Annotated in this window: 20 protein-coding genes and 2 pseudogenes; 12 read left to right on the top strand and 10 right to left on the bottom strand. The window is 58.6% G+C overall.

The window, feature by feature from the left end; translation table 11 throughout:
* Complete coding sequence (locus AAHB66_RS05760) at nt 1–1,089, top strand: ABC transporter permease (protein ID WP_347115494.1); 1,089 nt, start codon at nt 1–3, stop codon at nt 1,087–1,089.
* 132 nt (nt 1,090–1,221) lie between these two features.
* On the opposite strand, the pseudogene AAHB66_RS05755 reads toward AAHB66_RS05760, so the two are convergent.
* A pseudogene (locus AAHB66_RS05755) lies at nt 1,222–2,176 on the bottom strand (sugar-binding transcriptional regulator).
* Between the two features lie 295 nt (nt 2,177–2,471).
* Here AAHB66_RS05755 and AAHB66_RS05750 point away from each other — a divergent pair.
* Genes AAHB66_RS05750 through AAHB66_RS05735 form a run of 4 tightly spaced genes read left to right on the top strand, consistent with a single transcriptional unit; the run spans nt 2,472 to nt 7,212 of the window.
* Nucleotides 2,472–3,302 carry a transketolase gene (locus tag AAHB66_RS05750; protein ID WP_347115493.1) on the top strand — a complete coding sequence of 277 codons (831 nt, stop codon included), beginning with the start codon at nt 2,472–2,474 and terminating at the stop codon, nt 3,300–3,302.
* A complete protein-coding gene (locus AAHB66_RS05745) occupies nt 3,295–4,245 on the top strand; it encodes a transketolase C-terminal domain-containing protein (protein ID WP_347115492.1) in 951 nt (316 codons plus the stop codon). Before AAHB66_RS05750 ends, AAHB66_RS05745 begins: the two co-directional genes overlap by 8 nt.
* 34 nt (nt 4,246–4,279) lie before the next feature.
* Nucleotides 4,280–5,698, top strand: a complete 1,419-nt coding sequence (locus tag AAHB66_RS05740) for an L-fucose/L-arabinose isomerase family protein (RefSeq protein WP_347115491.1) — start codon at nt 4,280–4,282, stop codon at nt 5,696–5,698.
* 14 nt (nt 5,699–5,712) lie between these two features.
* Nucleotides 5,713–7,212: an FGGY-family carbohydrate kinase gene (locus AAHB66_RS05735; protein WP_347115490.1), complete on the top strand. Its 1,500-nt coding sequence runs from the start codon at nt 5,713–5,715 to the stop codon at nt 7,210–7,212.
* A 96-nt stretch (nt 7,213–7,308) separates the two neighbouring features.
* Here the strand turns inward: AAHB66_RS05735 and AAHB66_RS05730 are convergent.
* The 5 genes and pseudogenes from AAHB66_RS05730 to AAHB66_RS05710 form a co-directional block, all read right to left on the bottom strand.
* Nucleotides 7,309–7,419: pseudogene (locus AAHB66_RS05730) on the bottom strand (Hok/Gef family protein); the annotation flags it as partial.
* Nucleotides 7,420–7,458: 39 nt separating this feature from the next.
* The gene (locus tag AAHB66_RS05725; RefSeq protein WP_347115489.1) at nt 7,459–7,788 is read right to left on the bottom strand and encodes a hypothetical protein; all 330 of its coding nucleotides are present in this window, start codon (nt 7,786–7,788) and stop codon (nt 7,459–7,461) included.
* Nucleotides 7,789–7,933: 145 nt separating this feature from the next.
* Nucleotides 7,934–8,230, bottom strand: a complete 297-nt coding sequence (locus tag AAHB66_RS05720) for a hypothetical protein (RefSeq protein ID WP_347116428.1) — start codon at nt 8,228–8,230, stop codon at nt 7,934–7,936.
* A gap of 1,141 nt (nt 8,231–9,371) precedes the next feature.
* A complete protein-coding gene (locus AAHB66_RS05715; protein ID WP_142488559.1) occupies nt 9,372–9,524 on the bottom strand; it encodes a Hok/Gef family protein in 153 nt (50 codons plus the stop codon).
* 240 nt (nt 9,525–9,764) lie between these two features.
* Nucleotides 9,765–10,478 carry a GNAT family protein gene (locus tag AAHB66_RS05710; RefSeq protein ID WP_347115488.1) on the bottom strand — a complete coding sequence of 238 codons (714 nt, stop codon included), beginning with the start codon at nt 10,476–10,478 and terminating at the stop codon, nt 9,765–9,767.
* A gap of 210 nt (nt 10,479–10,688) precedes the next feature.
* Between AAHB66_RS05710 and AAHB66_RS05705 the strand changes: the two genes are divergently transcribed.
* The 6 genes from AAHB66_RS05705 (at nt 10,689) to AAHB66_RS05680 (ending at nt 15,797) form a co-directional block, all read left to right on the top strand.
* Nucleotides 10,689–12,257 carry an ABC transporter substrate-binding protein gene (locus AAHB66_RS05705; RefSeq protein ID WP_347115487.1) on the top strand — a complete coding sequence of 523 codons (1,569 nt, stop codon included), beginning with the start codon at nt 10,689–10,691 and terminating at the stop codon, nt 12,255–12,257.
* 163 nt (nt 12,258–12,420) lie between these two features.
* Nucleotides 12,421–13,443: an ABC transporter permease gene (locus AAHB66_RS05700; RefSeq protein ID WP_347115486.1), complete on the top strand. Its 1,023-nt coding sequence runs from the start codon at nt 12,421–12,423 to the stop codon at nt 13,441–13,443.
* The gene (locus tag AAHB66_RS05695) at nt 13,443–14,276 is read left to right on the top strand and encodes an ABC transporter permease (protein ID WP_347115485.1); all 834 of its coding nucleotides are present in this window, start codon (nt 13,443–13,445) and stop codon (nt 14,274–14,276) included. The genes AAHB66_RS05700 and AAHB66_RS05695 overlap by 1 nt, the downstream gene beginning before the upstream one ends.
* Nucleotides 14,269–14,763 carry an ATP-binding cassette domain-containing protein gene (locus AAHB66_RS05690; protein WP_347115484.1) on the top strand — a complete coding sequence of 165 codons (495 nt, stop codon included), beginning with the start codon at nt 14,269–14,271 and terminating at the stop codon, nt 14,761–14,763. Before AAHB66_RS05695 ends, AAHB66_RS05690 begins: the two co-directional genes overlap by 8 nt.
* Complete coding sequence (locus AAHB66_RS05685) at nt 14,726–15,106, top strand: hypothetical protein (RefSeq protein WP_347115483.1); 381 nt, start codon at nt 14,726–14,728, stop codon at nt 15,104–15,106. Before AAHB66_RS05690 ends, AAHB66_RS05685 begins: the two co-directional genes overlap by 38 nt.
* A complete protein-coding gene (locus AAHB66_RS05680; protein WP_347115482.1) occupies nt 15,093–15,797 on the top strand; it encodes an ABC transporter ATP-binding protein in 705 nt (234 codons plus the stop codon). Before AAHB66_RS05685 ends, AAHB66_RS05680 begins: the two co-directional genes overlap by 14 nt.
* Nucleotides 15,798–15,897: 100 nt before the next feature.
* Here the strand turns inward: AAHB66_RS05680 and AAHB66_RS05675 are convergent, their stop codons facing one another.
* The 3 genes from AAHB66_RS05675 to AAHB66_RS05665 form a co-directional block, all read right to left on the bottom strand.
* Nucleotides 15,898–16,374: a cold shock domain-containing protein gene (locus AAHB66_RS05675; RefSeq protein WP_347115481.1), complete on the bottom strand. Its 477-nt coding sequence runs from the start codon at nt 16,372–16,374 to the stop codon at nt 15,898–15,900.
* A 97-nt stretch (nt 16,375–16,471) separates the two neighbouring features.
* Complete coding sequence (locus tag AAHB66_RS05670; protein WP_347115480.1) at nt 16,472–16,717, bottom strand: YmjA family protein; 246 nt, start codon at nt 16,715–16,717, stop codon at nt 16,472–16,474.
* Nucleotides 16,718–16,761: 44 nt separating this feature from the next.
* Entirely contained in the window at nt 16,762–17,256 is a 495-nt protein-coding gene (locus AAHB66_RS05665; RefSeq protein ID WP_347115479.1) for a GNAT family N-acetyltransferase, read from the bottom strand.
* Nucleotides 17,257–17,400: 144 nt separating this feature from the next.
* Here AAHB66_RS05665 and AAHB66_RS05660 point away from each other — a divergent pair, with 144 nt between their 5' ends.
* Entirely contained in the window at nt 17,401–18,522 is a 1,122-nt protein-coding gene (locus AAHB66_RS05660) for a YbdK family carboxylate-amine ligase (protein WP_347115478.1), read from the top strand.
* Here the strand turns inward: AAHB66_RS05660 and AAHB66_RS05655 are convergent.
* Nucleotides 18,512–21,607, bottom strand: a complete 3,096-nt coding sequence (locus tag AAHB66_RS05655) for an efflux RND transporter permease subunit (RefSeq protein WP_347115477.1) — start codon at nt 21,605–21,607, stop codon at nt 18,512–18,514. The genes AAHB66_RS05660 and AAHB66_RS05655 overlap by 11 nt on opposite strands.
* Between the last annotated feature and the right edge of the window lie 7 nt (nt 21,608–21,614).

Raw genomic sequence — 21,614 nt, 5'->3', positions numbered from 1 at the left:
ATGAAAACGACACAGTCTGTCGCGCTGACGCCGCAAAAAGGGGCCGCGCCTTCCCGGGAAAAATTACTTCTGCTGCTGCTGAAGATGCGCACCTTCATTGCGCTGTTTCTGATTGTCGGCTTTTTCACCCTAACCGTGCCGGGCTTCCTCTCCGCCGGCAGCCTGGTGATCATGATTAAGCATATCGCCATCAACGCCTTCCTGGCGTTGGGGATCACCTTCGTGATCATCACCGCCGGAATCGACCTGTCGATCGGTGCCACGCTGGGGCTGTGCGGGATGATCGCCGGGTGGATGATCACCAAAGGGATTGTGCTGCCGATGTTTGGCATCGCCATCTTCCCGAGCGTGTGGGTAATTGTCCCCATTGTGCTGCTGACTGGCGCGCTAATAGGCGCGATGAATGGCTGGATCATCACCCGCTATAACGTCGCGCCCTTTATCTGTACCCTCGGCACCATGTACGTGCTGCGCGGCGCGGCGATGCTCACCTCCGACGGCCAGACCTTCCCCGGCCTGTCCGGCAATCCGCAACTGGGGAATACCGGCTTCGATGAGATCGGTGCAGGCACACTGCTCGGCATTCCGTGGGCCATCTGGATGATGATCGTCCTGGCGCTGGTGATTGCTTACATCGCCCGCCGCCTGCCGTTTGGCCGCCACGTTTACGCCATCGGCGATAACGAACGCGCGGCTGAGCTGTCCGGGGTGCGGGTCAAGCAGGTGAAAGTGCTGGTCTATACCCTGTCGGGGTTCTGCGCCGCCATCGCCGGGATTGTGGTCTCGGCGCAGCTGCTGGCGAGCCATCCGGCCAACGGCACCGCCTTTGAGATGAACGCCATCGCGGCGGTGGTGCTCGGTGGCACCTCGCTGGCCGGGGGCCGTGGCACCATTCTCGGCACGCTGATTGGTGCCTTCGTCATCGGCTTTTTGGCCGACGGCCTGGTGATGATGGGGGTCAGCGAGTTCTGGCAGATGGTGATCAAAGGGATCGTGATTATCGTGGCGGTGATCATCGACCAGATGCAAAACCGGATGCAGCAGAAAGCAGCCGTGGTCGCGCAAAAGGCGGTGATGGAAGGGAGGTAAAAGCAAAATGGCAACGCAAGTTGCCGTTTTTAGTGTTTGCACCCTCTCCCCGTGGGAGAGGGCCGGGGTGAGGGCATCAAGCCGCACCGATCCCGTAGGCCCGTGCAAGCGCAGCGCCGCCGGGCATTTTCCTTATGCCGTTTTCAACAAACTTCGCGCCGTCGGGTAATCGGTGATCAACACGTCGATATACTTCCCGACCAACGCCCCGCGAATGGCGTTGCGCTTTTCTTCCCCACCGGCCAGGGCAATCACCTGCGGACAGGCGCGGATCTGCGCCAGCTCCATCCCAATTACCGGGTCCTCTTCCGGGCTGAGCACCGGCTCGCCGTTGGCATCGTAGTAGTGCAGGCAGATGTCCCCTACCGCCCCGCGTTCGGCCAGCAGTTTGAGCATGTCTTCGTTGTAGTAGTTACCGGAGTTTTTCAGCAACTGCGACGGCTCCAGCTCGCCGATGCCGACAATCGCCACGTCCACTTCGGCGAATTTACCCACCACCGCCGCCACGTCCGGGCTGCTCACCAGCCGGGCGCGCTCCTCCACCGAGTGCTCAATGCTCTGGGACGGCAGCAGCCCTGCCGGGCAGCCGAGGTGCGCCGCCAGCTGTTGTGTAAGAATGGTGGCCTGCACGTTGCCGTTGGGGCCGACGCCCCCCCAGCAGCTGGATCACCCCGGCGGCGCGGATATTCTGCGGGTGCATCTCATCCACCATGCAGCGGATGGTGCTGCTCCAGGAGGAGATCCCGACCAGGTCTTCCGGGCGCAGGCGGGTTTCGACATAGTGCGCCGCCGCGCTGCCGATGGCGTGCTTGATCTGGGCGTTGGTCGCGGTCTCCCCCACGTCCACCACGATGGCCTGGCGGATGCCGTACTGCTCTTCCAGCGCCTTTTCCAGCGACACAAAAATGTTGGTTGGCTGGACGACGGTAATTTTCACCAGCCCCTCTTTCTGGCAGCGCGTCAGCGCCCGCGACACAAAAGATTGCGAGAGATGCAGCAGCGAGGCAATCTCGGACTGCTTTTTATTCTCGCTGTAGTAAAGTGTGGCGATCTTGACCAGCAGTCGCTGTTCATCCTGCTTCGACATAACATTCCCCTTAATCGGCTGTCGTTATTTTTATTCATCCCTGAATATTTAACAAGCAAGCGCCATCGCGATCCGTCAGGCAAATGTGATCCTTTTCTCTTTTCTTCAAAATTTGCCTGCGCAAACCGTAGACAAACGCCTGAGCCGGGCATATCTTACTATCATGAATAATAAATCAGCATTGAATATATATTCAAAGCGGTCATAAATCCCTGCTCTGACAGAGAGAACAGGGAACTAACTTACCCGGCTGGAATAATTATTCACAACAGATTATAAATTCAGGAGGTATGTTATGAATCCGTTTTCGCTCTCCATCGCGGAGCTCGAAACCCGGGCGCGCTCGATTCGTCGCCGGATCATCGTGCTGAATGCCGAAAGCCCGGCAGGCGGCCATACCGGCGCCGATCTCTCGCAGGTCGAACTGCTGACCGCCCTCTACTTCCGCATTCTGAACTGCTCCCCGCAGCTGAAGGAGAGCGATGAGCGCGACATTTATATCCAGTCGAAAGGCCATGCGGTGGGCGGCTATTACTGCGTGCTGGCCGAAGCCGGGTTTATCCCCGTCGAGTGGCTCTCCACCTATCAGCATGCCGACTCTCACCTGCCGGGCCACCCGGTGAAACACAAAACCCCGGGCATTGAGCTGAATACCGGTGCGCTGGGCCATGGCCTGCCGGTGGCGGTGGGGATTGCCCTGGCCGCGAAGCGCAACAACAGCAAGCGCCGGGTGTTTGTGGTGACCGGCGACGGTGAGCTGGCAGAAGGCAGCAACTGGGAAGCCGCGCTGGTCGCCGCCCACTATCAGCTGGATAACCTGTTTATTATCAACGACAAAAACAACCTCCAGCTGGCGGGCTCTACCAAAGAGATCCTCAATACCGATCCGCTGGATGAGAAGTGGAGAGCCTTCGGCCTGGAAGTGACCGGCTGCAACGGCAACGACATGGCAGACGTGGTCGCCACCCTGGAAGGGTTAAAGCCCAACGGCAAGCCGCACGTGGTGATCGCCCACACCACCAAGGGCGCAGGAATTTCGTTTATTCAGGGGCGGCCTGAATGGCACCACCGGGTGCCGAAAGGGGAAGAAATTGAACTGGCGCTGGAGGAACTGAAAGATGAGTAATAGCGAACATCTCGCCACGGTGATGGTTAATGCCTTTATTGATGCCGTCGATCGCGGCGTGGATCTGGTCCCGGTGGTGGCAGATTCCACCTCCACGGCGAAAATCGCCCCCTTTATGCAGCGTTTTCCGGGCCGACTGGTCAACGTCGGCATCGCCGAGCAGACGCTGGTGGGCGCTGCTGCCGGTCTGGCGATTGGCGGCAAGATCGCCGTCACCTGCAACGCCGCACCGTTTTTGATTTCACGCGCTAACGAGCAGATCAAAGTCGACGTCTGCTACAACAACACCAACGTCAAGCTGTTCGGCCTGAACGCCGGTGCCAGCTACGGCCCGCTCGCCAGCACCCACCACAGCATCGACGATATCGCCATCATGCGCGGCTTCGGCAATATCGAAATTTACGCCCCGTCGAGCCCGAACGAGTGCCGCCAGATCATCGATTACGCCCTCGACCACGTGGGCCCGGTCTATATCCGTCTCGACGGGAAAAACCTGCCGGAATTGCATGACGAAAGCTACCGTTTTGCTCCGGGCCAGATTGACATCCTGCGCACCGGCCATGACGTGGCGCTGGTGGCGATGGGATCGACGGTACATGAAATAGTGGAAGCCGCCGCACAACTCGCGGAAGAAGGTATTGACGCCACTGTTATCAGCGTTCCATCTATTCGTCCCTGTGATACCCAACAGCTGCTGGCGGCGATAGCCCCCTGCAAGGCGGTGGTAAGCGTCGAGGAGCATAACGTCAACGGCGGCGTCGGCAGTCTGGTGGCGGAAGTGCTGGCCGAGGCCGGTTGCGCCGTGCCGCTGAAACGTCTGGGGATCCCGGATGGACAATACGCGATTGCCGCCGACAGAGCGTCAACGCGGGCACGTCATGAGATTGATGTCGCTGGGGTGGTGAAACACGCCCGGGAAATGCTGACGCGACAGATTTGCTGAAAATAACAACAACATCTTACTGGAGAAAAAAGCAATGTCCCGAATTCCTCAACAACTTACGATGGGCGTGATCATCGGCAACCGTGGGTTTTTCCCGAGCTACCTGGTGGCGGAAGCACGCGAGCAGGCGATTGCTCTGTTTGGCCGCCTCGGTATCAACACCATCATGCTCGATCCGAGCCAGACCGAACTCGGCGGCGTCGAAACCCGTCAGGATGCCAAAGTCTGCGCCGAGCTGTTTCGTGCCCATCGCGATCGGATTCATGGCGTGGTGGTGCTGCTGCCTAACTTTGGTGATGAGAAAGCGATTGCGGAAACCCTGCGTCTCTCCGGCCTGAACGTGCCGGTGCTGGTGCAGGCCGAAGAAGACAACCTCGACAAAATGGGGCTCGCCACCCGCCGGGACAGCTTCTGCGGCAAAATATCCCTGTGCAACAACCTGCGTCAGTACGGCATTCCCTTTACCCTCACCACCCAGCACGTCTGCGCCCTGACCGGCGAGGTGTTTGAGCAGGATCTGCGGCGCTTCGAGCAGGTTTGCCGCGTGGTGAGCAGCATGCGTGGCGTGCGCGTGGGGGCGATCGGTGCCCGTCCGGCAGGCTTCAACACCGTACGCTACAGCGAGAAGCTACTGGAACGTCTGGGCATCGCCGTGGAAACCCTCGACCTGTCCGAAGTCTTTACCCGGATTAAAACCCTGCGCGATGACGACATCCGCGTGGATGAAAAACGCCGGATCCTGATCGACAACGCTGACGCCAGCCGTATTCCGCCGGAAAAACTGGTCACCATGGCGAAGCTGTTTGTGGTCATCAGCGAGTGGGTGGTCGCCAACGACATCGACACCACCGCCATCCAGTGCTGGACCTCCCTGCAGGAGAACCTCGGGATTAACGTCTGCTCGATCATGAGCGTGATGTCCGGGCAGCTGATGCCGAGCGCCTGTGAAGTGGACGTGATGGGGGCGCTGTCTATGTTCGCTCTGGCGAGCAGCAATATGAATCCCGCCTCGATTGCCGACTGGAACAACAACTTCGGCGACGATCGCGACAAATGCGTTCTGTTCCACTGCGGTAACTTCGCCGCCTCCAGCCTTGAATCCCCGCACATGGGCACCGCCGATATCATCGGCACCACCGTCGGGAAAGAAAACACCTGCGGCGCGGTCCACGGTCGTCTGAAAAGCGGGCCGCTGACCTACTTCCGCCTGAGCACCGACGATCTGACAGGAGAGATTAAAGCCTACGTGGGCCAGGGCCAGTCGGTGGACGATCCGCTGGATACGGTGGGCTGTCGGGCGGTGATCCAGGTTCCGTATCTGGAGAACCTGCTGAACTGGATCTGCCGCAACGGCTTTGAGCATCACGTGGCGATGAACCACTCCGCCAGCGCGGAGATCCTGCATGAGGCCTTTACCCGCTATCTCGGCGTCTCAACTTACCTTCATCGTTAAGGCAGGAGGCCGCCATGTCGGTGAGTAAGGACATCATTATTGCCCTCGATGAGGGCACCACCAACGCCAAAGCGGTGGCGCTGGACGCAAGCGGTCATGTGGTGGCGAGCTTCTCCCGGGCGCTGGCGATCCAGACCCCGCACGACGGCTGGGTGGAGCAATCCGCCGAACTGCTGGTCGAGGCCTCATTTGAGGTGGTGGCCCGCGCCATTGCCACCGTCGGGGCGGATCGCGTTGCCGCGCTGGCCATCAGCAACCAACGTGAAACCGTGGTGGGCTGGGATCGGGCAACCGGCAAACCCATTGCCCCGGCACTCAGCTGGCAGTGCTCCCGCACCGCGGAATTTTGCCACCAGCTGCGGGAAAATGGCCACGGGCCGAACATCAAGGCGGCAACCGGCCTGCCCATCGCGCCGCTGTTTTCGGCCTCCAAAATGCGCTGGCTGCTGGATAACACTCCCGACGGCGCAGAGCGTGCCGCCCGGGGTGAGATCTGCCTCGGCACCGTTGACAGCTGGCTGCTGTGGCAGCTGACTCAGGGCCAGGCGTTCAGCTGCGACCATGCCAACGCCGCCCGCACCCAGCTGATGAACCTGCATACCGCCGACTGGGATCCGCAGATGCTGGCGCTGTTTGGCATCCCGCGCGCGGCGCTACCGGATATCAAACCCTCCAGCGGGCTGTTTGGTTACACCCGCGGCTGCCCGTCGATCCCGGACGGACTGCCGGTGATGGCGATGATCGGTGATTCCCATGCCGCACTCTTTGCCCACGGTCTGGGTGCCGAAGGCTGCGTGAAAGCCACCTACGGCACCGGTTCGTCGGTGATGGCGCCGGTCGCCTCAGCGCGCTGCGACGTCAGCGCGCTGGCCACCACTGTGGCATGGCATGACGGCGACAATCTGGTCTACGGCCTGGAGGGCAATATTCCCCACACCGGCGATGCGGTGGCCTGGATGGCGGACAGCACCGGATTAAGCGAGCTGTCGCAGGCGGAGCTGGCCCATGAGCTGAACACCCTGCCCCGATCGGTGGACTCAACCCTCGGTGTCTACTTTGTACCGGCCCTGACCGGCCTCGGCGCACCCTGGTGGGATGAAAACGCCCGCGGCATGATCCACGGCCTGAGCCGGGGCGTGAAGCGGGCGCACCTGATCCGCGCGGCGCTGGAGTCGATCGCCTATCAGATAGCCGACGTGGTGCAGGCGATGCGCGCCCATCCGGGCTTTAGCCTGAACGCGCTGATGGTCGATGGCGGACCGACGAAAAACGACTGGCTGATGCAGTACCAGGCGGACCTGCTCGGCTGCCCGGTGATGCGCAGCGACGTGCCGGAACTCTCGGCGATGGGCACCGCCCTGCTGGCGCGCAAGGCGCTGTTTAACCTGACCACCGCGCAGCTGCGCCAGTATCTGCCGGAACATGTCACTTTTACACCGGACATGGCGCGTCACGCCCGGCTGCAGAGCCGCTGGCAGGCCTGGCAGGAGACGGTTGAACGGGTAAGGACGTAAAAATGCCCCGTCCGGCGAGAAGCCAGACGGGGCAAATAAACGGGTGCCTGTACCAAACCGACAAATGGATAAGCGGGGATTGCTCCCCGCGTACCGCTACTTCTTCGTTTCGTAAGCGAGAACAGCTTTCACTTCCATATCGCGCTCCTTAAAGCTCACTTCGCATAACTGCTCGTGAACCAGAAACGTGACTCCCGATAAGGTTATTCCTCATCACCTCAATAAGAAGTGGTTGTCATCTGTTACTTAATCCTCGAACAACTTGAAAAGACCGTATCCAATAGCTGCAATAGCTGCAACTGGCGCCGCCGCAGTAATTATCGCCCCAGCCGCCATGCCACCACCGACAGCAGAGCCGACCGCAGCCATACCAGAAGAGATGGCTGCGCCGCCTGCTAATCCGGATGCGCCTGCCGCTGATGCTAAAGCTGCCCCTGTAGTACCGGCTGTGGCAGACATAATGGTTGCCGCAGAACCGCCAACAACGGCTGATGCTGTGCTTGCCGCTGTACCTGCTGTAGCCAAAGCACCAATAGCGCCTGCCTTCGTAGAGTTCTTGAATGTTTTTTCACTCATATCATCACCTTTAGAAAATTAAATAGTTAGACAAGGAAATTAGTTATTGATGAGATGTATCGCAGATAAAACATCGAAACTATGTTCGTCACTTAACATTTTTTCGAAAAAGATAATTGCATTCTTTGAAGGTAAATAATTCTAATTAGTCAAAAGTGTGTTCGCAGTCGCGACAAATATATTTATCAAAAACAAGACCATCCAGCGCAGCGCCCGTTGTAGCACCAGCAACTGCACCTGCAGAAGCAGCCGCAAATCGTCCAATTAAACCACCCACAACAGCGCCAATCGCCGTACCGACACCCGGGATGACAGAGCCAACAGCAGCGCCTGCGGAAGCACCACCTAATGCTCCACCGATACCGCCAACAACACCGCCAGTCTTTTTACCTAAATTTCGTTCTGCAACATTGTCGGATCTACATTTTGGGCAATTTGCCATTTCCAATTCCTTCTTATTAAATGATAGCAACCAGATAAATTCAATAGTTATAACAAGTTAGTTATCGTCATAAATTACTAATACTTTATATTTTTTCTTGTTCAGGAAGTTAGATGGGAACCCATAAGAATATCTTACAAATAACACATAGCTTCGCCCATTTATATCAACTGTTAATAATTCAAAATTGATGTAACTACTTTAAAAAACCAGCAAAAAACAATCAAATTTATGACCATGATCAGTTTAATAAGTGCAAATCATCACGCCTTGTTATCGACACTAAGAAAATATCCGACATAATAAACAGCATGAATTTTTTTGTAGCACGTCAAAAACAGGATGTACATCTAAAATAAAACCTGAAGATAATAAGTCAAAAAGTGAGCATTCAGAGATGCAGAAAAAACGGTAACTCCCTTAAAATGAGTTATCAATTCTTTACCCTTTTTAATCAGTGATGAATCTACGCCGCCCACCGGGTGTCGTGAATGCGTTTTTCAACTAACGGGTAACCCATCTTCCTCTACAGAAGGAAACAAAAATGGCCGGAATGGTAAATCTCCCTCACACCTGTCCTAATTGCAAAAAGAAAACGGCGCGTACATCAGGAGAACTACAAACCCTTTTTGGTTTCAGGACGCTTCCGTCAGGTGCGACAAACCAAAGCTGGTGCAGAGAATGCCGGTCAAACAAGAGTAACTGAAACTCTCCCTATTGACTGCACGAGTTAGCTATATCAATTTCTCCTCTCGATCTTAACTAGTCCAAGCCTGATGCTAACACTTATTGTGTCTGTCATTGCCTCCCTGCTAAGAAGAGGCTACCATCCAAATTGCTTAGGTTTGGGTAGGTAGCCCCGGTTGATGGAAACATCTCCGGGGCTTTTGCTTTCTGACTCACCACACCAGCCTGAGCTCAGAAAGCATCAGGCACCCGCCGCAATATTACTCCCGTACCGTCGAAAAAATCGCCTTTTAGCTGTATATTTAACCAGTTAAAACTCTCTTTCAGAATACGTTTAGGTTGGCAATTTAATAAATAAAAATGCCCCGCCTGACTCATCACCAGACGGGGCAAATAAACGGGTGCCCGAACCAAACCGACAAATGGATAGGCGGGGATTGCTCCCCGCGTACCGCTACTTCTTCGTTTCGTAAGCGAGAACAGCTTTCACTTCCATATCGCGCTCCTTAAAGCTCACTTCGCATAACTGCTCGTGAACCAGAAACGTGACTCCCAGCACCGTTAAACTCAGGACCAGGATCGCCGCAAAGGCGTACTTGTTAAGCATGTCATTGCCTCCTTGCTAAGAAGAGGCTACCATCCAAATTGTCTAGGTTTGGGTAGGTAGCCCCGGTTGATGGAAACATCTCCGGGGCTTTTGCTTTCTGTCCCACCACACCTGCCTGAGCTCAGAAAGCATCAGGCACCCGCCGCAATATTACTCCCGTATCGTCGAACAAATCGTCTTTTGACTGTATATTTAACCAGCAAAATAACCTTTTCGGAATACGTTCAGATTGCCGGGAAATCAGGCCGTTTCCGGGCGAACATGAAACGTCTCAAGCCGTCTGATTTGCCGTCCTTCCGCATCAAAATTATCCGCGGCCAGCCAGCCGCGAATGGCCGCGTCCCGTTTCGGCCATTCGCTGTCGATCATCGACAGCATATCGCTGTCGCGGTTGCGGCCTTTACGCACCAGTTTCTGCCGCAGCCGCCCTTCCCAGGTAAAGCCCAGCCGATCGGCGGCCCGACGCGAGGCAATGTTCATCGAATCGCACTTCCACTCCAGCCGACGGTAGCCCCGTTCAAAACCGTATTTCAGCAGCAGCCAGACCGCTTCGGTGCCCAGCGGGCTGTTTTTCATTTTCCGCGACCAGGTGACATGACCTATCTCCACCGAACCCAGCTGCTGTTCAATCGCCATATAGCAGACCAGCCCGACGGCACGCTCGCTGCGGCGATCGATAACCGCAAAGGGCACCAGGCCCTCATCCTGGACTTTGCCCTGCAGCCAGTCGACGGTCTCCTCAACGCTGGCAGGCTGATTGCTGGCAAGCCAGGTCCAGTCGCTGTCGTCACCCAGCGCGTACGCCTCGAACAGATCCACCGCATGCTCTACCGCATCGAGCGGTTCAAGCCGGCAAAAACGGCCTTCCAGTACGCCACGTTCTAACACACTGGCCCCCTGCCAGCCGGGAACGGGATCGTTAACGGTCTGCCCCCATTTATTGATTTCCGGCACGCTCTACCCCTTTTGTTTGTTAATAGATTGTTATTTCACAATACAGGATTGCCTGCATAACGGTACCGCTGACCCCGCTAATAACTATAAATAATTCGTTATGCGCTACGGTAATAAGCTAAGCAGAATTAAGACTTTCCTAATTTCTGTCCGCCCCCCCTAACGTAACGGTCTATAAAACAATCAAAAACAAGACGTTCAGGGATCGCTATGACCAAAAAACTACTGCCGTTACTGGTGCTGGCTGCGCTATCAGCCACCGCCCATGCCGCTACGCCGCCGGATACCCTGGTGGTCGCTCAGGGTCTGGATGATATCGTGAGCCTTGACCCGGCCGAAGCCAACGAACTCTCCAGTATTCAGACCGTCCCCAGCCTGTATCAACGTCTGGTACAGCCTGACCGCGATAACCCGGAAAAAATCACCCCGATTCTGGCCGAAAGCTGGGACGCGGATGCGGCAGCAAAAACCCTGACCATCAAGCTGAAACCGGACGCCAAATTTGCATCCGGCAACCCGCTGCGCCCGGAAGATGTCATCTTCTCTTATACCCGTGCCGTCACCCTCAACAAGTCTCCGGCCTTTATTCTTAACGTGCTGGGCTGGGAGCCAGGCAACATCGCTAACCAGCTGAAGAAGGTGGATGACCACACCCTGCAACTGCACTGGACGGCGGACGTGAGTCCGGCGGTGGCGCTGAATATTCTCTCTACGCCGATTGCCTCCATCGTGGATGAGAAGCTGGTCGCCGCCAACGTGAAGGGCGGAGACCAGGGCAACGCGTGGCTGAAGATGCACTCTGCGGGCAGCGGCGCGTATAAAATGCGCGTCTATCAGCCGCATCAGGCCATCGTACTGGAAGCCAATGCCAGCGCGCCGGGCGGCGCGCCGAAGCTGAAAAACATTATTATCAAAAACGTGCCGGATCCGGCCTCTCGTCGTCTGCTGATAGAGCAGGGTGATGCCGATGTCGCCCGCGATCTCGGTGCCGACCAGGTCGGCGCCCTTAATGGCAAACCGGGCGTCACCGTGCTGAGTATCCCCTCTGCGGAGCAAAATTACCTGGTATTTAACGCGGGTAACAGCGCCAACCCGCTGCTGAACAACCCGGCCTTCTGGGAAGCGTCACGCTGGCTGGTGGATTATGAAGGCATCACCAAAGATCTGCTGAAAGGCCAGTACTTTGTCCACCAGAGCTTCCTGCCGGTAGGCCTGCCGGGCGCGCTGGAGAACAACCCGTTCAAATTTGATCCGGCAAAAGCGAAAGAGATTCTGGCGAAAGCGGGTATCAAAGATGCCCACTTCACGCTGGACGTGGAGAACAAACCGCCGTTTATCACCCTCGCCCAGTCGATGCAGGCGAGCTTTGCCCAGGGCGGCGTGAAGATCGACCTGCTGCCCGCAGCCGGGAGCCAGGTGTATGCCCGCGTGCGCGCTAAACAGCATCAGGCCGCTATCCGCCTGTGGATCCCGGACTACTTCGACGCTCACTCCAACGCCAGCGCCTTTGCCTGGAACGACGGTAAATCCAGCACCGTGGCCGGACTTAACGGCTGGCAGATCCCGGAGCTGAACAAAGCCACGCTGGCGGCGGTCGCTGAGCCGGATCCGGCCAAACGCCTCGACCTGTATAAGCAGATGCAGGAGCAGCTGCAGCAGAGATCGCCGTACGTGTTTGTCGATCAGGGCAAAACCCAGATTGTGGTGCGCGATAACGTGAAGGGTTATCAGCAGGGGCTGAATGCGGATATGGTCTGGTACGATAAAGTGACGAAATAGGTCATTTTGTTGGTCAGGAAGTCCGAACAGCGTCCCCTGTACGTAGGCCGGGTAAGGCGTAGCCGCCACCCGGCATCAGGCCGCACATACAGCGAACGCCCGGCGGCGCTGCGCTTGCACGGGCCTACAAAATCGTTGTTACTATCCGCAACAAGAGATTCCCATGCCCCCTCTCTCCACCCACGTGACGCGCGTTTTGCAGGGTCTGTTGACCCTGTTCCTCACGCTGCTCGGGCTTTTGCTCGTGACCTTTGCGCTCTCCGCGCTCTCGCCGGTCGATCGCGTTTTGCAGATCGTCGGCGATCATGCCAGCCAGTCCACCTACGATCAGGTTCGCCACCAGCTCGGGCTGGATCGGCCGCTGCCGGTGCAGTTCTGGCACTATCTGGTTAATCTTGCGCAGGGCGATCTCGGTACCGCCAGCGCCACCGGGCAGCCGGTGCTGCAGGATCTGCTGCACGCCTTTCCGGCCACCCTTGAGCTGGCGACCCTGGCGCTCATCCTCGGTTCCCTGCTGGGGGTCATTGCCGGAGTGCTGTGCGCACGCTTTGCCGGTTCGCCGCTCGACATGGTTATCCGCACCCTCACTCTGCTCGGCAACTCGGTACCCATTTTCTGGCTCGGGCTGCTGATGCTGGCGCTGTTCTACGCGAAGCTGCAGTGGAGCGCCGGGCCCGGTCGGCTGGACGATATCTGGCAGTACACCGTCGAGCCGCGCAGCGGATTTGCGCTGATCGATACCTGGCTTTCCGGCGACATGGCGGCCTTTAAAAACGCCGCCAGCCATCTGGTGTTGCCGGTGCTGCTGCTGGCCTACTATTCGCTGGCGAGCATCACCCGTCTGACCCGCTCGGCGTGCCTGAGCGAGATGAACAAAGAGTACATCCTGCTGGCGCGGGCCAAAGGGGCGGGCGAGATGACCATCCTGCTGCGTCACGTGCTGCCCAATATTCGCAGCACCCTGCTCACCGTCATTGCGCTGGCCTACACCAGCATGCTGGAAGGGGCAGTGTTAACCGAGACCGTGTTCTCCTGGCCGGGGATCGGTCGCTACCTCACCACCGCCCTGTTCGCCGGAGATACCACCGCCATCATGGGCGGGACGCTGCTTATCGGCGTCTGTTTCGTGCTGATCAATAACCTGACCGACCTGCTGGTACGGTTCACTGACCCAAGGGTGCGCTGATGCCGTTTTATCTGTTTTTACGTCGTCTGCGCCGCTCGCCGGCGGCATTTTGCGGGCTGGTCATCATTACCCTGCTGCTGCTGGTGGCGCTGTTTGCCCCGTGGCTGGCGCCGCTGGATCCGAACTGGCAGGACGCCGCTGCACGACTGCAGCCGCCGAATGTCCAACACTGGTTTGGCACCGACAGCTACGGGCGTGACCTGCTCTCCAGACTGATCTACGGCAGCCGTCCGGCGCTGGGGCTGGTGGCTTTAGTGACGGTTATTACCTTGCCCGCGGGCCTGCTGGTGGGGATTTTGTCCGGCTACTACGGCGGCTGGCTGGAGCGGATATTTATGCGCTTTACCGACGTGGTGATGTCGATGCCGCGCCTTATCCTCGCCTTTGCCTTTGTCGCCATGCTCGGCCCGGGGCTGGTCAACGGCGCGCTGGCGCTGGCCTTAACCACGTGGCCGGCCTACGCTCGTCAGGCGCGCAGTGAGATCCAGCGTCTGCGCCACAGCGACTATCTGGCGGCGGCCGAGATGATGGGCATCCGCGGTTTTCGCCTGCTGCTGGGGCATATTCTGCCGCTGTGTCTGCCGTCGGCCATCGTGCGCCTGGCGCTGGATCTGGCCGGAATTATTCTGGCGGCGGCCGGGCTGGGGTTCCTCGGACTCGGGGCGCGTCCGCCAATGGCGGAGTGGGGAGCGATGATCGCTGACGGGATGCAGGTCATTTTCGATCAGTGGTGGATTGCCGCCATTCCGGGCGGGGCGATCCTGATCGCCAGCCTGGCCTTTAACCTGCTGGGCGACGGCCTGCGCGACGTGCTGGAGCCACAACATGACTGAACCCCGCATTATTGTTGATTCCCTGACGATTGATTATCCCGCCGCGCGGGTAGTGAATAATGTCAGCTTTACCCTGGGCAATGAACGGCTGGCGCTGGTCGGCGAGTCCGGCTCGGGCAAGTCAATGACCGCCCGGGCGCTGATGGGGCTGGTGCGCAAACCGGGCCGGGTCAGCGCACAGACGCTCAACGTGCTGGGTCACGATCTCACCACCCTGTCGCCGCGCGGCTGGCGTCAGCTGCGCGGCAACGAGATTGCGATGGTGCTTCAGGATCCGCGCTACGCCCTCAACCCGGTGAAAAACGTGCAGGCGCAGCTGGATGAAGCGTTAACCCTGCACCAGAAACTGTCGCGCCGGGAGCGGCTGGACCGCATCCGCGAATTGATCCACGCCGTGGGCCTGAGCGACGCGGTGCTGAGTCGTTATCCGGGGGGAACTCTCCGGCGGCATGGGCCAGCGAGTGATGATCGCCATTGCGCTTATTAACAATCCTCGGGTGCTGATTGCCGATGAACCTACCTCTGCCCTCGACGCCCGCCTGCGGAATCAAATCCTTGAGCTGCTGGTGGAGCAGTGCGCACAACGTCAGATGGCGATGCTGCTAATTAGCCACGATCTGCCCCTGGTGGCGGAACATTGCGATCGCGTGCTGGTGATGTATCAGGGCGAAAAGGTCGATGAGATGGCGGCAAGTCAGCTTTCTCAGGCCACCCATCCCTACACGCAGACGCTGTGGACCTGCCGCCCGGATGCCAGCACCTACGGGCAGATGCTGCCGACGCTCGACCGCTCTCAGCCCTGGAAGGAGGAACCTCATGGCACTCGTTAATGTGGATCAACTGCAGGTGATCTTCGGGGAGAAAACGGCGGTCTCAGCCGCCAGCTTTGCCATTGAGCAGGGCGAAACCTTCAGCCTGATTGGTGAATCGGGCTGCGGGAAATCGACCATTCTGCGGGTACTGGCGGGGCTCCAGCGCCAGTGGCACGGCAACATTCAGGTGCTGGGCGACAGGCTCCAGCCCGGTGCGCGCTTCACCGGCTCGCTGCGCCGCAACGTGCAGATGGTGTTTCAGGATCCCTGGGCCTCGCTGCATCCGAACCACACCATTTCTCGTACCCTGGCGGAGCCGTTACAGATCCACGGCGAAACGCAGATCGCGGAAAAGGTGGCGGAGGCGCTGCAGCAGGTGGGGCTAGCTGTCGACGCGGGCAAACGCTATCCCCACCAGCTCTCCGGCGGACAGCGTCAGCGCGTGGCGATTGCCCGGGCGCTATTGTTACGTCCGCAGCTTCTGCTGCTGGATGAGCCCACCTCGGCGCTGGATATGTCGGTGCAGGCGGAGATCCTCAACTTGCTGAATCGCCTGAAACAGCAGCACGGGATGACCTATCTGCTGGTAAGCCATGATGCGGATGTGATCGCCCATATGTCAGATCGGGCGGCGTTTATGGCGGGAGGTGTGATCCAGCGTTTCTTTAACCGTGAGGCCTTAAATGCAGGTAAACATCGGATGAAATAGGAGCATTGCCCGGCGGCGCTGCGCTTGCACGGGCCTACAAAATCTTGTCACGGCGGTTTTGTAGGCCGGGTAAGGCGTAGCCGCCACCCGGCACTGCAGATTACATCAGGTTCTTAAGCTGTTTCACCGTGGCATCGATATCGATTTCATCTTCGGAGAAAATGAACGTTTTGCCCTGGAAAGTGGTGATCGCCAGTTTTTTCAGCGTGCGCATCTCACCCGCTTTCGCCGTTGATTTCGGCGCGATATTTCCCATCAGACTCTTCACCGACAGCACCTCTTTATCCGGTTTGGTATCAGCAGATTCTTCTTCGCTGTACACCAGGTAAGACTTGATGGAGGTGATCTTATGACGCTCGCCATCAATGAAGATGTATTTGCTTTCCGGGATAACTTTCACCGCGAACGCTGACAAACCCTTGTTGTTGGTGGTGGGTTCAAACGTCACTGCGGCATCTTTCTTAATCAGATCGGGGTTGGAGACTTTAATCACGTGAAAATAGCGGTTATCGCCGTTTTCATCTTTGATAAATCCAAAACCCTTATCTGCAAACCACGTTGTGATTGTTCCGTTCATCGCCTTTACCGCCTGATTAATCGTTTACCAACTCAATTTTTTGCCGCGCGCAGTGTAAAGCACAACGCCTGCGTAGACTACGTCTTTCACGCAGGAACTACTCATTACCCCACTGATTGAGGAAATTGGCGATATCATCGATGCGCTGCGCGTTGATGCCCGCCTCCACCGCCATCTCGGTCTGCGCCTCTTCGCTGATCTCTTCGTTATTCATTAAACGGGTGATTAGCAGCTGGAAATAGAGCGCCAGGGCGTCGCGTTCTGCTTCGCTCACCGGCGTGGCGGCTTCCGTCGTGTACTCATCCACGATGTCATAATATTTAATCGGTACGTCGTTGCTCATTCGTTATCCTCAGGGTGTCAGTTGCTGCCTGGATAATAGCATCGTCAGGGCCTTTTTTCCGCGAGCTCCACAATAGACTTGCTCATGTTGACCCCCGTAACCCCAAAACCGCTGGTCTCGTAGAGATGCCGGGCACGGGCATTATCCCCTGCCACACGCAGTCTGATCTCTTTAAAACCCTTCTCGCGCAGATTCGCTTCCAAATCGCGGAGAGTCTGTTTACCCAGCCCCCGCCCCTGACAGGATGTGAAAATATGGAAATCATAGATAAACACTGAACGCATCATCGTATCGGGTTTGTACCAGAGATAGCCGACATGCCTGTTGGTTTGATCTATCGGCGCAACAAGAGAGAGTAAAACGTGTCCATGCGTATTAACGCCCTCAGGAAGCATTTCGGCGATTTCCTGCTTTGCTCTGGCAAGAGAATCATGTTGAGAGAGCCCGTAGTTTGAGGCGATCTCCCCGGCATAATCATGAATAAAATAATCCAGATAAGCAGGATACTCATCTTCTGTCAGCGGACGAAATGAGACCATCGCATACTCCTTAGTGTTAATAATCAGGGTACTATTAATAACGATAAGGACTCTGAAGCGTCAAGGCAGACTGGGCCTTTCCCATAGGAGGGAGAACCTCACCCGTTGTCTATACTCAACTCATCACAGACAACGGAGTGCGCTATGCCTTTACCCGACTTTCATTCCTCTGAACCCTATACCCTCGGCATCGAACTGGAGCTGCAGGTGGTTAACCCGCCGGGCTACGATCTGAGTCAGGACTCCTCCGCCCTGATCGCCGCGGTGAAAAACGACATCAAAGCCGGTGAAGTGAAGCACGACATCACCGAAAGCATGCTCGAGATCGCCACCGGCGTATGCCACAACATCGATCAGGCGGCGGCGCAGTTCTCCGCCATGCAGCAGAGCATCCTGCGTGCCGCGGCGGAGCACCATATCCAGATCAGCGGCGGCGGCACGCATCCGTTTCAGAAGTGGCAGCGTCAGGAGGTGTGCGAGGACGAGCGGTATAACGCCACGCTGGAGCGCTTTGGCTATCTGATTTTGCAGGCCACGGTGTTCGGCCAGCACGTCCACGTGGGATGTCGCACCGGCGATGACGCCATTTACCTGCTGCACGGTCTGTCGCGCTTCGTGCCGCACTTTATTGCCCTGGCGGCAACCTCGCCCTACATGCAGGGCACCGACACGAAGTTTGCTTCATCGCGGCTCAATATCTTCTCCGGCTTCCCGGATAACGGCCTGATGCCCTGGGTCAACAGCTGGCAGGAGTTCGAAGGATTGTTCCGTCGCCTGAGCCACACCAGCATGATCGACAGCATTAAAGATCTGCACTGGGATATTCGCCCCAGCCCGCATTTTGGCACCGTCGAGGTGCGGGTGATGGATACGCCGCTCACCCTCGCCCATGCCATTAATATCGCCGGGCTGATCCAGGCCACCTCGCACTGGCTGCTGACCACGCGGCCTTATAAGCATCAGGAGCAGGATTTTCTGCTGTACCGCTTTAACCGTTTTCAGGCCTGTCGCTACGGGTTAGACGGGATCCTGACGGACGTGCATACCGGGGAGCAGAAAACCATCGCGGAAGATCTCGCCTGGCTGCTGGAGCGCGTTGCGCCGTCAGCGGAAAAACTGGGTGCGTCGAGCGCGATTCAGGAAATTGCCCTGATGCTGAAACAGGGCAAGAGCGAGGCGCAGCGCATGCGGGACTTTATCGCAGACGGTGGCTCGCTCATCTCCTTAGTGCAAAAACATGCCGAACTGTGGGCGACTAGTCCGTAAGCCGGTGCCCCCACTCGCGCAGGCGCTGGAACAGCACGAACAGCGCCGGGATAAAGACAATCCCCACCACGGTGGCCACCAGCATGCCGCTGAACACCGTGGTGCCGATGATGCGGCGGCTCTGGGCCCCCGCCCCGCTCGCCAGCATCATCGGTAGTACCCCAATAATGAACGACACGGCGGTCATCATCACCGCCCGGAAGCGGCGGGATGCCCCTTCGCGTGCGGCATCTACAATTGCCATCCCCTCCATGCGCCTCGCGCGGGCGAACTCGACGATCAGAATCGCGTTCTTGGCGGCAAGGGCGATTAACAACACCAGACCAATCTGCACATACACGTCGTTGGCGTATCCCGCCATCCAGAGCCAGACCAGCGCCCCGCCGATGGCGAACAGCACCGAGAGCATCACGCTCGCCGGCAGCGTCCAGCTCTCATACTGGGCGACGAGGAACAGCCACGCCATCACCACCGCCGCCAGCACAATCCAGATCGCCTGATTGCCGGTCTGCTGCTCCTGATACGACATGCCGCTCCAGGCGTAGTCGTACCCGGCTGGCAGGTTCTGCGCCAGGATCTCGCCCATCACCGCCATCGCCGTGCTGCTGCTCACTCCTTCCGCCGCCGAGCCGCTGACCGACACTGACGGGAACTGGTTGTACTGCTGCAGGAACGGGGCGCCGACCGTCGGGGTGATGGTGACGAGGTTGCTCAGGCGCACCCGCTCGCCGCTATTGCTGCGCACGAACAGCTCGCTGATTTGCTCCGCGCGCTCGCGCCACTGCATCTCATTTTGCATCACCACGTGGTAGACGCGGTTGTTGACGCTGAAATCCCCGGCGCGGGTACCGCCAAAGGCGGTTTGCAGACTGCTGAAGATGCGCGAAACCGGTACGTCGAGGCGCGCGGCGCGCTCGCGGTCAACGGTCAGCGTCAGCTGGGGCACGTTGCTGCTCCAGGTAGTGAACACGCGGCTCAGCTGCGGATGCTGGTTGGCCTTCGCCAGCACCTCACGCGTCACGCGCTCCAGCTCTGCCGGACTTTGCCCCGCCTGGGCCTGAATACGCAGGTCGAAGCCGGAGGCGTTGCCCAGCCCCGGCAGCGTCGGCGGCGCGAAGCTCATGATGGTCGCTTCCGGCAGGGCCAGCAGCTGACGTTGCAGAGTGCCCATCACCTCGTCTAACGGCGGACGCTCGCTCCAGTCCTTCAGCATCACGGAGATAAAGCCGCCGTTGGAGGCGCTGGTGCCGTTGAGAATGTTAAACCCGGAAACCTGAATCACGTCCTCGACCGCCGGATTTTTAGCAATCAGTTCGCGTGCGGTGGTCATCACCGCTTCGGTACGCTCCAGCGAGGCCGACTCCGGTAGCTGGACGCTGGCGAAGAAGTAGCCCTGATCTTCCTGAGGCAGGAAGCCTTTTGGCATCGACATAAAGCTGAACATCACCACGGCAGCCGCGCCTGCGGTTGCCAGCAGCGCCAGCCACGGACGCAGGTTGAACAGGTTGACGATGCGGGTGTAGAGGTTGCGCGTCGCATCCAGCCCGCGGTTGAAGCCACGGTAAACTGCCGCCGGACGTTCAGGGCGTGGTCGCAGCAGCAGCGCGCAAAGCGCGGGCGTCAGGGTTAGCGCCACAAGGCTTGAGAGCGTCACGGCGGTAGAGAGCGTGACCGCAAACTGACGGTACAGCTCGCCGACGATCCCCGGCAGCAGCGCCACCGGCACAAACACCGCCAGCAGCACCAGGGTGGTGGCAATCACCGGCCCGGCAATCTGACGCAGGGCCTGCGCGGTAGCCGCCGTGCGGCTCTGCCCTTCCGCCATCAGGGTTTCCACACTCTCCACCACCACGATGGCATCATCCACCACCATGGTCAGCGCCAGAATAATGGCAAACAGGCTTAACGTGTTGGCGGAATAGCCCAGCGCATAAAGCACCGCAAAGGTACCGACCAGCGACACCGGAATGGCCAGCGCCACAATCAGCGTTGCGCGCCAGCTCTGCAGGAACAGGGAGACGACCACTACCACCGCCAGCAGGGTCAGCGTCAGCGAGACGCCAATCTCCTTGATGGTGGCCGCGACAAAGCGGGTGGTGTCGAATTTCACCTCCCAGGTCAGATCCTCCGGGAAGCGCGCAGAGAGACGTTCCAGCTCCGCCCGCACCGCATCGGCCACGCGCAGGGCGTTGGCGGACGGGGTCGGGTAGATGCCGAGATAGGCCGAGTCATGCCCGTTCAGCTGTGCGCCTGAGCTGTAGCTGCGCGAACCGAGTTCGATAGTGGCGACATCCTTCAGGCGCACCAGCTGGCCCATCTCGCCCGCGCGGATAATGATCCCGGCAAAATCTTCGGCCTGGTTTAAGCGCCCCAGCCCGTTAATAGTCAGAGTCTGCTGCTGGCCGTTAAACACCGGCGGCGTGCCGACCTGGCCTGCGGCCCCCTGCACGTTCTGCTCGCGCAGGGCCTGGGCCACGTCGTCGGTGGTGACGTTCAGGGCGTTCATGCGGTCCGGACGCAGCCAGATACGCATGCTGTAGTCGCGCGCGCCAAACATCTGCACCAGCCCGACGCCCGGCAGGCGGGAGAGCGCCTCACGCACCTGAGTGCTGGCGTAGTTGCTGACAAACAGCGGCGTGTGGCTCTTGTTCGGTGAGTAAAGACTTACCCCCATCATCAGGTTGGTGGCGCGCTTGCGTACCTGGACGCCGTTTTGCTGCGCCTCGGCGGGCAGTTGCGCCACGGCCTGGGCCACGCGGTTTTGCACGTCGATGGCGGCCAGATCCGGGTCGGTGCCCGCCGCGAAGGTGATGTTCAGGCTGTATGCGCCCTCATCCGAACTGGTGGACTCCATATAGAGCATATGATCCACGCCGTTAAGCTGGGTCTCCAGCGGCGTGGCGATGGCCTCCGCCACGTCGGCGGAGCTGGCACCCGGCCAGCTGGCCGATACATTCACTACCGGCGGCGTGATCTGCGGATACTGCTCCACCGGAATGATCCTCAGCGCGATGGCCCCCAGCAGGGAGATGACCAGCGCAATCACCATCGCAAAGCGCGGGCGTTTGATGAAAAACGTCAGCATGATGGCT

The sequence above is a fragment of the Leclercia sp. S52 genome (genome assembly GCF_039727615.1).
Classification (GTDB): Bacteria; Pseudomonadota; Gammaproteobacteria; order Enterobacterales; family Enterobacteriaceae; genus Enterobacter; species Enterobacter adecarboxylatus_B.
This window is presented reverse-complemented; position numbering and strand designations above follow the sequence as displayed.